This is a genomic window from Chryseobacterium sp. StRB126, from assembly GCF_000829375.1.
GTDB lineage: Bacteria > Bacteroidota > Bacteroidia > Flavobacteriales > Weeksellaceae > Chryseobacterium.
In genome coordinates this window covers 3,932,393-3,948,349 of the sequence record NZ_AP014624.1, presented here as the reverse complement: position 1 = coordinate 3,948,349, position 15,957 = coordinate 3,932,393, and the positions used below count along the sequence as shown (strand labels likewise).

Sequence of the window (15,957 nt, the reverse complement as noted above, 5' to 3'; positions counted from 1 at the left end):
AGAATAGAGTAGTAATCAGAAATTAAAACAAGATGCAGACAATGTTAGGCGCTAATAGACATATTGTTGAAGAGCTGGCAAGAGAATTAATAAGAAATTTTACATCAGACGTTCGTATTGTCAGCAGAAATGCAAAAAAAAGTAAACGATACAGATGAGATCTTTTCGGCCGATTTATCTATTCGTGAAAAGGCGATTGAAGCAGTAAAGGGCAGTGAAATAGCTTATTTTAACCCGAGTTCGGGATCATAAAATTAAGGATAATAGGCTGGAAGTTGGAAGTTACTATTGGAGCTACCATTTCTGACGTTGTCGTAAAATTTGATGAAGCAGTCTTTAAAGGAATAATACATTACAGGGTTGAAAGTGTTTTTTAACCTCAACTCACTTCCCTCTCTCAGTTCCAGGCTTCCTTCCTTACTAAAAACAGAAATGTCTTATCCCGAACTCAGGTTATTTTACATTAGGACTTCCTATGAGTTCGGTTCTGTGGGAAAAGCAATTTCTATTGATCCTTCAAAATGTAATTGATGCCTGAAAGATCAACAGAACAAAGCTTGTATTCTTTGACATACGAAATCATAGGGAGTACTATTGATGTCCATGAAATTATAGATGGGGACTATAAGAATGTTTATAATCAATGTTTTACAATAAGTGTGTTAAAGACTCAGAGCTTGGTACACGGATGTATTTTATGCTTCGGTTAACTTACTTCATTTCATTTATTGCTATTTCTTTACCCTTTGTAAATTCAAATCCTGAAAATCGAAGCTAAAATCAATATTGGGAGAAATTCCTTTCATTTTTATGCTTTGTGCTTTTCCTTCTTCATCTAAGTTAAACATAGCAAGGGCATCACAATTCATATCTTTATAATCCCATTTAATGGCAAATGTATTTGCTTTATAAAAACTCATGGGTCCGTTTAATTTTGGTGAACGATAAGATTTAAACCATAATTGATTTCCTTTTAAGAAAATTTCAATTTTCCCAAACCATTTATCCTCATACAATCCAATTAGATCCTCATTTTTTATCGTCGTGTTTTTTGCCTTGCTTACCGTTTCCCAAACCTTTTTGGTTACCTCATCTCCAGATTCTTTTTGAGACTTAAAATAAGCTGCATACTTATCTACCCAACCCATATCGTTAAGCCCTAAATAGCTGTCAATAATGGTTTGGCTCACAGAAGAAAAAACACCTGAACCACCATTTTCAGTATTGGTAAGAATTACAATTCCCAAATTTAAATCAGGAATCATGGTAACGATGGAAAGCATTCCCGGTAAACCACCGGTATGGGAAACACTTAGATTTCCTTTTATATCGGATAAATTCCAGCCTAAACCATACCCATTAAAATGTTGGTTATATCTTGGGTTAGGATTAATTTGATCTACAGTACGGATTGTCCACATTTCATTTTGCCTTTCTTTAGTAAAAAGCTGTTGCTCTAAGGCAGATCCATACTTACCCTTGTTTAGCTGAACAAGCATCCATTTGGACATGTCATCAACATTGGAAACGATCCCTCCCGCAGCACCATTCACCATTGCCCCATATAAAGATATCTTTTTGATACTGCCTGATTCTGATGAATGTGGAGAAGCCATTAAACTAATATCTTTTACATGGCTTATGGAACTGAATGTGTTTTGCATCTGTAAGGGCTCCATAATACGTTTTTGGACAAAAGTTTCCCAATTCATTCCACTTACTCTTGCTATGACTTCACCTGCTACCAAATACAATTGATTATCATAATTGAATTGGGTTCGGAAAGCGGAAACAGGTGTGAAATATTGGAAAGACTTTATTACATCTTTAATAGTAAAATCTGTACCATCCGGAAACATCATCAAATCACCAGCTCCCAAACCAAGCCCACTACGGTGACACAATAAATCTTCTATGGTAAAGTTTTCTGTTACATAATCATTATACATTTTAAATTCAGGGATATATTTTTTAACATGATCATCCCAGGAAATTTTTCCTTCATCTACTAAAATTGATAAAGCAGCTGTTGTAAATGCTTTGCTGTTGGAAGCAATTTCAAAATTTGTATGTTCATCAATAGGCGATTTTGTATCTATTGATTTTACACCATATCCCTTTTTGTGAATTACTTTTCCGTCTTTTACAATGGCTACAGCAGCTCCTGCAACATGGAATTTCTCTATTGCATTGTTAACAAGAATATCTACCTCTTTAGAGGTTATTTGGCCAGATAAATGACTGCTTGTAAATAATGTAGTAATGGTAATGATGAGTAAAGACAATCTTAATTTTGTCATAATTGATTATTTATATCATGGTTTTATTAACCACTAAACCTCACGATTTGAGGTAGGTGGATATTAGCAGGACCAAATCTACCGATTAATAGTATAACTTCAAAATATGAAATCAATTTAAAATAGAAAAAAAATGTGATGACAGAGTGTCCTGCTTAAATATTTCAGAGGTATCTATGGTCTTTTGTTTTGATACCGTAAATTACTTACTGAAAACAGAAATGTCTTATCCCGAACTCAGGTTATATTACTATGGAATTGAACACTTTTTTAATGCTCAATTTTTTAGGTGTAACTTTCTCTAACGTCTTGTGGGAAATTGACTACATCATTGATTTGTCGTTCTGTATTTTTAATGATATTTTTAAAGAATAGTCTCATCCTATGATATATTGATGGGCAAGACTTAAAATAAAGACCACATGAAGGATGCTGTGAAATCAAATATAATATGGGTAGTGAAGATGCTGATGATCCTATCCGTATTCACTCTTATAGGCTGTAAAGAAAATAAAAGAACTTCACCGCGGAATATGGTTGGGCATACTGAGACAATACTATCCGTGAAAGTAGTTTCTGCAGGCGGAGAACTGGAGTTCTCTTCCAGTACAGTCATAGATAAAGATTCTATGCATTACCATCGTACCGTAGCTGCCAATGAAGCCGATAATATGGCATATAACAGAAAAGTAAAGCCTGAAGACTGGAAAAATCTGGTTGATAAAATTGATCTGAAAATGTTTGGAGCGGCAAAGGAAGGGCATAGTGTACAGCCTGTAGACGGGATTGATACCAAGATTATCGTAACCACAGGTGCTGGTGATATCTCCAAAATGAATGCCCATGATGATCCCGAATGGAAAAAAATTCTTGATGATGTGGAACAGTATGGTGCACAATATAAATAATTAATTTGGGGGGAATGGCCGTTTATATTCACTTTATAAAAACAAAAGAGCCCTAAAAGAGCTCCTTTGTTAGTTTTCATTATGTTTTTAATGAAATAATTAATGATTCATCTGTTATTGAAACATTCTTCGCCATTTGGTCATGGTATTTCTACTCAATCCAAAATGTTCAGCTACTTGCAGATTATTCATTTTATGATTTTTTTGGTAATTAAGGATGGATAGAATATCCGATTCATTGTAAGAACGGAGTTGCTGATTCATCTTTTTGAAATCTTGATCTTTAGTGCCAAAAATTCTGTTGTTCAGTTCCATAATATCCAGGGCAGAAAGTATTTTTTTTCCCAGTAACTTTTCACATTCTGCTTTCTTATAAGGAAATTTCTGTTCAATGATGTCCGAATAGATTCTTTGATAATTAGGTTGACTCTGTTTTTTCATTATATAAATTTTAAAATTCTAGATGAAGCTATCCAATGCTGAACATTGCTAACTTCTCATTTCTGACTCGATGCCGTTATTTATTTTTTGCAATCCATTTGCATAAAGTAGTGTAAGGAATTCCATACTCATCTGTAATTTGTCGTTTAGTCTTTTCTTGTTTCTCTATCAGTTCCAGAATGAAGTCTATCATTTCCCGCGTATAGATATTTTTCCTGAAACGGGGAAGCTTTGAGACATCAGATTCCCGGATTGGGGCAGAGGGTGGAGCGTAGAGTATCAGATGTTGGGAATAGAGTCTGAAAAAATCATATTCAAGCAGCTTGCTCCATCTCAATAGGACATCGGTGGATAGGCTTTCCTGTATATACATTTCGGAGACTTCATTCTCTGTACATTTAATGAAATTACAGATACGGTGTAAATCAATCTTATTTTCTTTAACCCGCAGATGTATGAGTTTTCCAATGTGAATATTTCTGAAATTTGAATTCATAAGCCTTATTTCTTTTAAAAAGGGAGAGAAGGGCATCACGGTGCTGTAAATCAATGTCTGAATGATATTGATGCTGTAAATGCCTTCCAATTAAAATATTGTTGACATGGTATTTACTACCATTTTTTATCATTATCTAGTTGTCAGTGCTTAAGTGTTGTAAGTAGACACAGGGCTAGGTTATGTATAGCCGCGTATGTTGTGTCATAGTATTGCTTATAGTGTTTAATTATTTAATTCATCCCATAGAATGTTGTAATCCATTGTTTTTAAATTGATAGACTTAGCTCCGTTCCGTATCATACTTTTCGGAGCTAAGAATCTATCAATTAATAAACTAACTTGATTTTTAATCAGGGCATGTCTGTGTGGATATACAATGCCAAGTCATGGATGAGTCACCTTCTTTAAGAGTGTATACCTTCATACATTTGTTGGTGGTATCATATACCATCATACCTTCCACAGGAGCTGTAATGACAGGAGTTACCCCATCAGCAGCAACAGGTTGATTAGATGCATTGAACTTAACCCTGTTTGGTACAAATCCTTTGGTTTTCGCTTCCATTGCTAACCATCCTCCTTTTCTTACCATTGGCCAGTTGTCTGCACTTCCAGCTCCGGCTCTTCCAAGAGAAGTAATTCCCACTTTTGTAGGCAATTCAGGATTACCGGCTGTAGCAATAGCCCCAGGTTTATAACAATAGGTTTTTCCTTCTGCAAACGTGATGTATCTTAAAGCATTATCTGCATTAAAATCATTCATGAATACCCATCTTCCGCCTGTAAATATTCCTGCAATTGTTTTTACGTTCGTGGTAAAAGCAGCATCATCTGCTACAATCATCTGAATATTATTTCCTGAGGAGAAAGTTGCTCCATAAGCTGAGAGATCAGCCTCAAAGTATAAAGCTCCCGGAGTATTTGAACGTTGAGACAACCATGTTCTCTGGATTCTGTTCATTATATTTCCGGCAATCGTAGTGTTTACAAGCGGTGTTGCTGTAACATTGTTATCTCCCATCAGGAAGTAGGTTTTGTCATTTACAAATCCTGTTCGTGTGGAAAGTTGGTTCGGAGATGCAAAATCACTGATTGTGGCAACAGTAAGAATTGTCCCTGCATTGACACTTTTTGAAACTTTCTGTTCAAAGGCTTCAATATCATCTCTGGTAACTCCAAAGATATTATTGTTGAATGTAGTATTAGTGGCTCCGTTCCATACTGTATTTCCATCTGTATTCAGATAGTGGTCTGTATTTACCTGCCCCAGCGTAATACCATATTTGATGGCAAGATAAGAATCCACTCTTCTTCGTTCAGCAGTAGTAAGATTCCCTGAGCCGTAGATAATAGTTTCTCCTAAATTACCTATGAATCCAAGGTTATCACTACCATTACCTCCAAATTGGGAATCACCGAATAAGTGCCCTCCATTCAGATTTCTTACCCCCGTTCCGGTGTGGTTGGTTGTAGCAAAATTTGCACCTCCGTTAAGAGCCTTAGTTGTAGTAAGTGCTGTAAACGTATGATACATAATGCTCGGAATAGTGGTGGAGAATGCTCCAGCAGGAGTTCCATAATAGTCAGTATTACCTCCTATATTGGAAAATCGCTCTATTCTGTTATCCATTACGATACCCAAACCATCCCATCTGCGTAGATCTCCGGTAAGCAATGCATTATCCACAAGAGATCTGAAGATACTCGGATGAGCACCACCACTGGTCATTCCTTCTTTGGTAAATGTAAATACATCATAAGAATCCTCAGAGAATGTTCTTACATTGATATTTCCAAGAGTTTGTGTTCCTGCCGTAAAGTTAACCCCTGGGTTGAAGTTGAAATAATTGGCAGCACCCACCTTGAATTTTGGAAGGGCATTGGTTCCCAGCTGTGCTGAAGTAGTTCCTGAGAACTGATCCGTCCATGCTGTAATATCTGTTCCATCTCCTGTGTTAACGGCATCTTTATCAGCTCGATACCAATAGGAAAGATTATTCACAACCCCTCCTGGAGCACGTCCGAAACCTGCAAAAGTAAAGAACTGTCCATTACTTAAGGTTACATTGGCTGTGTTGTAGATCACTCCATTGATGGTAACTTCCGTTGCCATTGGGGTAAAGCTATCTGTTGTATCAAACATCTCATCCGGAGATTGTACCAGGTACAGGTTTTTAACTCCTTTTGGCCAGGCAACTGTTACTTGTCCAACATTTTTTGTATTCTGGGCTTTCCAAATTGCTTCAAAACGGAAATTCGTTTCACCGTTAGTTCCGCTCGTATAAGCTAAAGGCATTTTCAGTCCTTGTTTCAGATTATTGTCTCCAACCATTAAGAACTGCTGGTTGCTTGGTAACTCAGTATTGTTGGCTGCATTACTCTCGGCAAGTCCTGTTGTAGAGATCACAAGCTTCTGACCACTGTTGACACTTGCTGACTGTTTTTGGTTCAATACAGTGACCTCATCTTTTGCAATACCGAAGATATTGTTATTGTATCCGGTATTGTTGGTTCTGTCCCAAATCACATTGCTGTCTGTGGAAAGATAATTTTCACTTAGGGTAACCCCGTTCTTTACAGCAAGGTAAGTATTGATTCTTGACTGTTCATTGGTTGTTAAGGTACGTTTATACCAAATAACTTCCATGATGTCACCAGGGAAAGCACCGGCAGCATCCCATCCGGCTTGCCCTACCCTTAGGTTACGACCATAAATCTGGAATTTATTGGTGTTGTTGAAGGTAGTTGTTTCATAAGCACCATTCAATCCTAATCTTTTTTCTCCACCCGAGAAAGTAGATGTTCCTCCGTTAGCAACAGAATTATTTGCTATTGTCGAGAACACATTGGATGCACCTATATTGAAATCTGTAGAGAAATCTGTAGAGGTGATAAGATTATAATATTCATAATGTCTTGGCTTTCCATTGGCAATTGAGGTTGCAGGTTCAGAAGCATAGGTTGCATCATCATCAATTCCTGTAATACGTCCGGTTCCTGCCGTAGTAGGTCTTACTGCGGAGAAAATGGAATGAGAAATATTAGGCAGCTCTCCATTGGTAGGGTTCATTACTGAAGCATTATTATAGAATAATTTCGAAGCGCTGTATCCTGTAGTATACGGATGGAAGTTATGAGCTTTGTCAGCTGAAGAAAGAGCCCATGTTCCTACAGCAGGAATATCATTAGCGTTGATGGAATTATCTTTCCATGCGGTTGCAATATTTCCTGCATCATCAGATCTGATCCAGAAATCTGTTCCGGAAACCCCTCCAGGAGCGTATAAATATCCTGCAAAGGTAAAATATTGCCCATTAGCTAATGTTACATTGGCTGTGTTGTATACTACACCATTTACGGTTGTTTCCGTGGTCATTGGGGTGAAAGTAGACGTTGCATCAAAAACAGAACTGGAAGACTGTACCAGATACAGGTTTTTAACCCCTTTAGGCCATGCCACTGTCACAGTTCCTACAGCATTGGTATTCTGAACCTTCCAGATCGCTTCAAAGCGATGATTGGTTTCTCCATTCATTCCTGCTGTGTATACTAATGGCGTGTTCAGGATTTGTTGAAGACCATTGTCTCCTGTGATAAGGAATTGTCCGTCTGTTAGGGAGTTGGTGTTGGCAGCGTTGGTCTCTGCCAATGAATTTCCAGCACCAATGATTAGCTTTTGGCCATCATTCACACTTTGTGATTGCTTTTGGTGCAGAGCAGAAGTATTATCCCTTGCAATACCAAGGACATTGTTGTAATAGTTGCTTGCTAATCCATCCCAAACTACTGTACCTGTAGAACTCAAATAATTTCTATTTTGTTCTTTGTTCAGCGTTTGTCCATATTTAATAGCAAGATAAGATTCTACTCTATTTACTTCTTCATCGGTTAGTTTATCAGCAAAAACGATCATTTCATTTTGTTGTCCAACTAATTGTGCCCCTGCATCCGCTTTTCCAACCATTAGGGCATTACGAGTGACAGCAGTATTTACATTCGAAATATTGGTATTATAAGTCTGATGAAAACCGTTTAATGTGATATTAACAGCATTATTTCCACTTGTTCCTGCACCATTTTCCCAAGTACCCCCACCGATGTAAGAACCATTGATTGTATAAGTACTTTGAGGAGTATATTCACCTATTACAGGATAGAATAAAAATTTATTTCCTGTAAAACTGTACAAACCTGGATCGTCCATTGCATTACCGGATCCGGCTGTTCCAAAACCAAATAAAGAAGATGTTGCGCTGGTTGTATTTCCAGCAGAAAATAAAGCTCCTTTGATTCTGTTCAACATATAACCTTGTGCATCTGCTGGAGCATATTGTAACCACTTTTGGGTTCCATCATAGATTACAGTTGGGTTGAAGTTGGCTAATGTTGCGGCATTGGAAAACTTCGGACGATAACCTGCTGTTGACTGTAGAAGAGAGAAAGGTTTGTTGTTGAATTCATTCCACTGCTGAACAGTTGAATTATCCACGGCTACAGTAGTACCTGCATCTGAGAATAGATTTGAAGCAGCATCTGCACGGTACCAAGCAGCAGAGAATACTCCCCCTGGCGCATAAGCATACCCTGCGAAGGTAAAATATTGTCCATTTGCCAAGGTTACAGTAGCTGTGTTGTATACAACTCCGTTTACGGTAACCTCCGTTGCCATTGATGTAAAGTTGTCAGTAGCATCAATGGTAGCATCAGAAGACTGAACCAGATACATGTTTTTTACCCCTTTAGGCCACGCAATTGTTACAGTTCCTACATTTCCAGTATTTTGAACTTTCCAGATGGATTCAAAACGGGAATTCACTTCTCCATTGGTCCCCGCTGTATAAGGTAACAATGTTTTCAGTTCTTGCTTCAGCCCATTATCTCCAGCGATCAGGAATTGTCCTTCTGTCAAGCTGTTTGTATTAGCTGCATTGGTATTGGCTAATGAATTTCCAACCCCTATGATTAGCTTTTGATTGGAATTTTCACTTCGTGACTGTTTCTGATATAAAGCTGAAAGATTGTCTCTGGCAATACCGAAGATATTGTTTTGATAGGTTGGAGAAGTAGTCCATACAATATTGTTTGTGGAATTTACATAATCACTCAATAGTGTTGTTCCCCATTTAACGGCCAGATAAGAATCTACACGAGCTTTTTCTGCTGCTGTAAGAGGAGTGGCAAATACAATGGCTTCATTCATCTGCCCATCATGGCTACCCCAGTTAGTATCACGTCCGATTCTAAAAGCACGGGCTGTATTTCCTGTATTTACGTTATTAAGCGTATTGTTATAAACAGATTCATTCCCATCTAACCATACTTTAGCTAAAGGATTTGAAGCGGTAGATCCTGCGGCATTCAACCATGAAGATCCAGCTACAAAAGGTTTTTTATCAGCAAATATATTGGTAGATAATGTGGTATAGCCGCTTCCTGCTGTATAGAACAATAATTTGTCTGTAGTGGCATTATTGGAGATATGCAGACCAGGATAATCCATAGTCTGATCAAAACCTGCTAATCCTGCAGCACCTAAGGTGTTCATTTTACCAGAAATATAAATACTTCCTTTAGTACGGTCTATGATTTCATTTCCACTTCCCGGATCTGCAGCCATAAAGCCTCCTTGTCCTGTTCCATGTGCTGTTGAATTGAAGGTTACCGTTGGATTGAAATTCGCAAGGGTATTCTGATTCGAAAAGGTAGGCTGTAGGGTAGTGGTAGCCTGTACAAGATTGTATCCTGTTCCCATTTGGTCAGTCCATTGGTTCAGCGGCGTATTATCCGATGAGGTAATGGCATCTGCTTTGTACCAAACCGCTGCTGCAACACCACCAGGAGATGGAGCGGTAACATTCACCGTCAGATCACTGAAGCTGCTGCAAGTACCGGTGGTAACAGTCCATCTGAAAGTATAGGTTCCGGAGGTGTTAAGTCCTGTAACATTAGTGTTATATAAGGATGGATTAACTATCATAGGATCTGAGGCTCCGGCTGGCTTTGAAACCAATGTCCATGAACCTGTTGATGATACTCCCGGATTGTTTCCGTTGAGGGAAGCTTGTGTTGCCCCTATTCCTAAGGTTTGATTGGATCCTGCATTGGCATTGACCTGTGGGGATACGAATATGGAAAATGTACCTTCCGGAGAAGTCCCAGAGCAGGCATATTCTTGATTTATGAATCCGGAATCCACACCTCCTGCATTAGGAACAGCTTTTATTTTGAAGACATATTCTCCCTGCTTATCCAGATTACTTATCGTGGTAGAGGTACTGGTAAATGTTCTGAGATTACTGGCTTCATAAACAGGATTGGCTGCTCCGGCTGGCTTAGAGACTAGGGTAAAGTCATATTTGCCGGGAAACCCCTGAAGATAACTGGTGTTAACTACTCCTTGATATACTGTAGGTAAAGGAACTGTAGCGGTCACAATACCGGAACCAGTGTAACATATTGTACTATTAGGAACCGTCACATTTGGACGGCTGCCATCGGAAATATGAATATAATAATCCTGACTATTACCGCAGGCACCACTTTTGATTGATAGATTAACGATGTAGGTTCCCACTCGCCATCCTCCGGCAGGAGGTGTTGCTACTACATTCCTGTTCATCGTTCCAGCTCCGTTCAAAACCAAGGCGGGATTTCCTCCAGGAGGAACAATTCCTGAATTGCTTACTGTGGAGGTAATTGTTGCTGGATCTGAGGGGTCAATCTTGAAATAGATGGTAATGGGGGTTGTTTTTCCTGCCATATTGCAGTATACAGCGCCACCGCTACCACTTGCATAGTAAGATTGCATTTGTTCAGGATGGGAAGCATCAATAAAACTTACTAATTTAGGATCTGTTCCATTGTAATTATAGGTAATCTGAGGAGTAGTGTATGTTCCATTGGCATTGGTGACAGTGATGGTGAATACATAGCTTCCTGTAACATTTACACCATTGAAGTACATTGAATCATTCCTTATCTGATAAAATGAAATATTACCTCCAGCCGGCTGGCTGATGACATTAATGGTCACGGTGGTCCCAAATGCAGGATTTCCCGATGAGTTTGCCGTATTGCTTGCAAACACTGGAGAAGTTCCGCTCAAATTGATATACCGGTTGGTATCTGTTGAAGGATAACATCTGTTATGAGTTGCAGGAAGACTTATTTGAGGATTAGGAATGAATCTGACAATAGCATCATCTTCGTACCAACAGTTTGGATTGTTGATAGAGGTTATCCTTAATACCGCACGATAGGCTGGGTCAATATCATGATTAGCTTTCTTTGTTAGGGTTAAGGTAGGGGTTGCTGTTGTCGTATTGGACATGGTTGCATTCGTAGTGGTGGTCTGATTATAGAATTCTTTATTATAAATGTTATAATAAGTCCACGATGCGGTATACCCTGCAGGAATTACTGCGTTTAAGGTTGCAGTCCCTGTAAGGGCAGAAACGTTGGTGATGTCAGGCCCTGCAGTAAAAGTAGAGACTGCTCCCGGAGCCGTAACGGTTACCTGTGAGGTTGCCGTTCCTGTTGTACAGGTCTGGGCAATCTGGAATACATAATTTCCAGGATAGGTCATTCCTGTAACATTGGTATTGTAACCTGAGGGTGTTACAATAACCGGATCCGGTGCACCTGAGGGTTTAGATACGAGGGTCCATAATGGGTTTCCAGCTGTACTTCCGCCGGGGCTTCCCGAGAGATTGGCTGAGGTACCGCAAATAACGGCATTGGCTCCTGCATTGATGTTGCAGTTCTGTGCCAGAATCATCATATTACCCATAATCAGGAATATGAAGAAGAGGACGGTTTGTTTTTTCATGACTTTATAGTTTTTAGCCGGATTTCCGACAAAGGGTGTTTTTAAAGAATAGGACTAATAAAACTGTATTTCTTTCATTTTTTATCGGTTTAAGGTTTCCAAAAACTCCAAACTGTACCATTGTACACCGCTATCTGTTTCTTCACGGTATCATAAGCCATCATTCCGGGGGCAGGGTTAATGATGTTGAGGTGTGGGCTCACCACTTTAGGTAATATCATCGCCTTGTTGGTATCCGTTAAAACCAATACTCCCGGTGTGGGGTCTGTAGCAGCTGCTGATCCGATAGCTGTTTTTGCCGTTGTGGATTCAGTTTTGCTGGTTTGGATCAAAATGTTAGCAGCTCCGGTGTTGTCAACACTTAAGTCGGTCCACGTTCCGGAATCCTTCAGGTATTTTACTTTGTGATCGGTGGTATCATAAATGATGGTACCGTTCTCTGTAATTCCTGTTTTCGTTTCTACATAGGGAAGTATCAATCCCCGATTTTCTGTATCTGCAAACTCCAAGGATACCGCAGTATTGGTCACTGTCGATTTTCCTATGGCAATCTGAGATTGTACAGTACCCGTTACAGCAAGTAGAATTGCCATGGGTAGAAGTAGTTTTTTCATGATTTTTAATTAGGTTTATATGAATGGAATGTTTTCTTTCTTGATATTGTCCTTTCCAAAAAAGGATGGTTTGTTATTCTTATGGGTTTACAGTCAACGTCAATCCGTTGCAGCTTTGTCCTCCTGTCATTATGTTTACAGAGGTGGTTCCGGAAGCAGTGGGAATACCATTGATGTTGTATACCAGGTTTCCGGTTCCTATGCTGAAGTTTCCGGCTGTAAGGGTAAATGTCAATCCATTCTGGGTAAAACTTTGTGCTGTGTAAGTCCCACCATTACCGCCAGTGTAGGGTATTGTAAGTGTACCTGTATATGAAGCGCCTTGAGAGGCCGTTGCTGGGCTGAATGATGCAGAAGAACAAGTAAATCCTGAAACAGTACCGGATACAGAATCCAAGCATCCGGACCACTTTGGAGGATCATCTTGGTATGCTTTTACGCAATGTTCGGATGTATCAAAGACCAACATACCAGGTTGTGGGTCGTTAATGACTGTGGTATTAGATACTCTATTCAGATAAAGTACCTTGTTGACAGCACCGAGGTCAAGGTCGGAGCTGGGGTGTGGAGTTGGAGTCCCTATACCCACTTGAGAGGAAACAAAATTTCCTATGATGATGAGTATAAGCGTTATATATTTATTCATAAGATTTAATTATTTAGTTTTTAAAAGGAGACTGAAACCATCTGCCTTAGATCAGATGGTTTTATAAAACTTATTACTCTTTGATGCAACGTACAGAGCCGCCAAAACCAGGGCTATTATTACCGGTGTTGGTGTAAACAATACCATTCTGCATAAAGGAAGTACCACCAGCGCCACTACTAGTGACATAGCCATCTGCTACCATATAGTGATCGATACTAGTATTGAATACACCAGTATTAACACTGTGAGCACTACCTTCTCCGGCCTTAGTTAATTTCAGTTTTTTGTTGGTAGCATAGATGCCGCCACTGCCAGAAGCAGTGATTACTGCTTGCCATTCTGCTTTTACTGGTACTTTAAAGCCCTGTGGGCATGGGTTATTTGGAGAAGAAGCGAGCCATCGGTTTCCCGGAGGTGGTGTCGTAAGTGATGTCCATTCCAAGCTACTGGTATTATTTATCCTGCTAGGTTGATTAGGTGACCAGGTTGGTACTTGCCCGGTTATAGGCCCATATTTATAAGCCGGATCACTTGAGATACTAAGATCTCTTACTATAAGCTCATGCCCATCCGCTTTTCTACCCCATTGCAAGAGAGATCCCATCGCATTGATATCTGTTTGGCTCGTTGCCTGCTTGGTAAGATTAAATATTGGGGAGTCCACATTGGTATAGTTTGCTCCCAGGTTGTTGTTCAACCAAATTTTGCCGTCTTCTGCCTGTATCGGAAGATAAAGGAAGTTATGCTCATATTTATCGGCATTATCTATCTGTCCAAACATTCTGTCCGGTATGCCTGGTATGTCGCGAAGCTGGTAATTGGTAAGCGTACCTGCTGCGTTGTATGGGTATTGTAAAGTTCCTAATAATAGCCCCAGATAATCATTTCCTATCCCTGCATTGATATCCAGTTTCTTGGCAAGCAGATCATTTCCGACAGCTTTTATGGTCGCCACAAGAGACGTATCATTAGTGGTAAGGGTTTGTGCTGCCCAGGATAATGTTACTTGTGTAGCTATACCATCCTGTGTAAGGTTTGCTGGGATGGTAGTGGTGGTACTCCATGCTGCGACAGTCCCTCCACTTCCTGTTACGGTAGTAGGAATATACACTGTGATACCTGTGGTAGAGATAGTTCCCTGCACATCCACCAAGGTATCCGGTGTACCATCTGCATTGATGATGGCAGTGCTGGCAGGCACTGTTGGTGTGGTATACGGCATATAATCGTTATCATACACTGAGGCTACCCAATAACGGCTGTTCTGTGCTAATGTAATAGTTCCGGGTAATACACCGCCGGGATTGCCTGTTGCAGGATTCACTGTAAGTGATATAGCATTAGCTCCGGAACAACTTTGTCCTCCAATAGTAATATTTACTGTAGTGGTTCCTGCTGTGGTGGGAGTTCCGGTAACATTATAAACCACATTGCCATCTCCGGTGGCAAAAACACCTAAAGGAAGGTTGAATGTGAGCCCGTTCACAGTAGTGGTTTGTGCAGGGTATATTCCGCCATTACCTCCAGTGTAAGGAACCGTTAATGTTCCTGTATAAGTTTGACCCACTGTTGCAAAATTAGGTGTAAAATAAGCGCCAGCACAATTAATGCTGGTAACTGAGCCTGTAAGTCCGCTGTTCCCTATGATACATCCTGACCATCCTGCCGGATTACCCTGGTATGCTTTTATACATTTATCTGTCAGGTCATATATAACCATTCCAGATTGCGGATCGTTGATTACAGAAGTATTGGCGACTCTATTCAGGTAGAGCGCTTTATTGTTGGAAGCCAATTCCAAAGAAGCACTGAGGTGTGGGTTTGCAGTACTGATTCCTACTTGTCCAAAAGCAGTGATGCTAATAAGGAATGTTGCTGGTAAAATTGTTTTTTTTTCATTTTAAGAGGGGTTTAAATGTATGTCAGGGTGAACCCTGATGTGTTTTTATTCTTTCAAGTTTTTTTTAGGCTTAGGTTTGCAGTGTAATATTCTTTTCTTATGATTTAAAATATCATCATCTGTTTTATTGAGTCAATACATGCTACTCCCTGTTCGCTTCGGATAAACCCGGCGAAATGGATGAACTATGCTGAATTTTTCGCTGAATAAAAGAATGGAAACTACCTGATGAATTGAATTAAACGGTAGCCCTTTTGAGGAATGGTGGTGGACGGTTGAAATTTTGGGAAAACGTTAGATTGAAAAACCACTGATCTTTATAAATCTTTTTCAGAAAAATGTCCAGTAGACTCATTAATCCCAGTGTTTTGTTTTCTGCCCCAAACAGAAGGAATTTCATCGTATGCTGGTTGGGTCTTACAATCTGCTTATCATGGTCGGAAATAGCCAATAGAGATTTTTCTGATGGAGTATTCCTGATGAAGATTGATACGGCTTTAGGGCTGTTCTCAACTCTTTGAGAAGTAATCTTCTCTTTTTTCTGTTTTCTTGTGTTGGATACTGTTAAATTCTTTCTTTTGAAAGTTTTCTTTATTTTTTCTTTTTTGGAACTTGGAGCATATATTTGTTCCATACCTGAAACTACGGTGCCCTCAGAAATAAATAATTCATTTGATGAGGGAGAAGGCTCTGATGAAGGAGCCTCATGATGTTTACAAATAGCCTGTACGATCTGAAAGTTCATCAGCAACAAGATCAATAAGAAAAACCTTCTCCCTCCAAATAAATGTAGAGAGAAGTGTTGGTTCATCATGTTA

The 15,957-nt window shown here is 39.4% G+C and carries 9 protein-coding genes and 1 pseudogene; 2 read left to right on the top strand and 8 right to left on the bottom strand.

The window, feature by feature from the left end; all coding sequences use genetic code 11:
* Positions 1-32: 32 nt before the first annotated feature.
* Positions 33-231: pseudogene (locus CHSO_RS26325) on the top strand (NAD-dependent dehydratase); the annotation flags it as partial.
* Between the two features lie 500 nt (positions 232-731).
* Here the strand turns inward: CHSO_RS26325 and CHSO_RS17840 are convergent.
* Positions 732-2,300, bottom strand: coding sequence for a serine hydrolase (locus CHSO_RS17840; RefSeq protein WP_045498962.1), 1,569 nt, complete (start codon positions 2,298-2,300; stop codon positions 732-734).
* A 422-nt stretch (positions 2,301-2,722) separates the two neighbouring features.
* Here CHSO_RS17840 and CHSO_RS17835 point away from each other — a divergent pair, with 422 nt between their 5' ends.
* Positions 2,723-3,208, top strand: coding sequence for a hypothetical protein (locus CHSO_RS17835; protein ID WP_045498960.1), 486 nt, complete (start codon positions 2,723-2,725; stop codon positions 3,206-3,208).
* Between the two features lie 114 nt (positions 3,209-3,322).
* On the opposite strand, the gene CHSO_RS17830 is transcribed toward CHSO_RS17835, so the two are convergent.
* From CHSO_RS17830 to CHSO_RS17800, 7 genes are all read right to left on the bottom strand, one after another.
* Positions 3,323-3,649 carry a hypothetical protein gene (locus tag CHSO_RS17830; protein ID WP_045498957.1) on the bottom strand — a complete coding sequence of 109 codons (327 nt, stop codon included), beginning with the start codon at positions 3,647-3,649 and terminating at the stop codon, positions 3,323-3,325.
* 76 nt (positions 3,650-3,725) lie between these two features.
* Positions 3,726-4,145, bottom strand: coding sequence for a hypothetical protein (locus CHSO_RS17825; RefSeq protein WP_045498954.1), 420 nt, complete (start codon positions 4,143-4,145; stop codon positions 3,726-3,728).
* 349 nt (positions 4,146-4,494) lie between these two features.
* On the bottom strand, positions 4,495-11,976 hold the full coding sequence (locus CHSO_RS17820) for a hypothetical protein (protein WP_045498951.1): 7,482 nt from the start codon (positions 11,974-11,976) through the stop codon (positions 4,495-4,497).
* An 89-nt stretch (positions 11,977-12,065) separates the two neighbouring features.
* Entirely contained in the window at positions 12,066-12,590 is a 525-nt protein-coding gene (locus tag CHSO_RS17815) for a hypothetical protein (RefSeq protein WP_045498948.1), read from the bottom strand.
* 79 nt (positions 12,591-12,669) lie between these two features.
* Positions 12,670-13,236 (bottom strand): hypothetical protein, encoded by a 567-nt coding sequence (locus CHSO_RS17810; RefSeq protein WP_045498945.1) that lies wholly within the window; start codon positions 13,234-13,236, stop codon positions 12,670-12,672.
* 73 nt (positions 13,237-13,309) lie between these two features.
* Positions 13,310-15,040, bottom strand: coding sequence for an FISUMP domain-containing protein (locus CHSO_RS17805; protein WP_045498942.1), 1,731 nt, complete (start codon positions 15,038-15,040; stop codon positions 13,310-13,312).
* Positions 15,041-15,377: 337 nt separating this feature from the next.
* Positions 15,378-15,953: a hypothetical protein gene (locus CHSO_RS17800; protein ID WP_144428966.1), complete on the bottom strand. Its 576-nt coding sequence runs from the start codon at positions 15,951-15,953 to the stop codon at positions 15,378-15,380.
* Between the last annotated feature and the right edge of the window lie 4 nt (positions 15,954-15,957).

Coding starts and splice junctions, on each gene's coding strand:
- CHSO_RS17840 (WP_045498962.1), bottom strand. CDS start 2,300: ATGACAAAATTAAGATTGTCTTTACTCATCATTACCATTACTACATTA.
- CHSO_RS17835 (WP_045498960.1), top strand. CDS start 2,723: ATGAAGGATGCTGTGAAATCAAATATAATATGGGTAGTGAAGATGCTG.
- CHSO_RS17830 (WP_045498957.1), bottom strand. CDS start 3,649: ATGAAAAAACAGAGTCAACCTAATTATCAAAGAATCTATTCGGACATC.
- CHSO_RS17825 (WP_045498954.1), bottom strand. CDS start 4,145: ATGAATTCAAATTTCAGAAATATTCACATTGGAAAACTCATACATCTG.
- CHSO_RS17820 (WP_045498951.1), bottom strand. CDS start 11,976: ATGAAAAAACAAACCGTCCTCTTCTTCATATTCCTGATTATGGGTAAT.
- CHSO_RS17815 (WP_045498948.1), bottom strand. CDS start 12,590: ATGAAAAAACTACTTCTACCCATGGCAATTCTACTTGCTGTAACGGGT.
- CHSO_RS17810 (WP_045498945.1), bottom strand. CDS start 13,236: ATGAATAAATATATAACGCTTATACTCATCATCATAGGAAATTTTGTT.
- CHSO_RS17800 (WP_144428966.1), bottom strand. CDS start 15,953: ATGATGAACCAACACTTCTCTCTACATTTATTTGGAGGGAGAAGGTTT.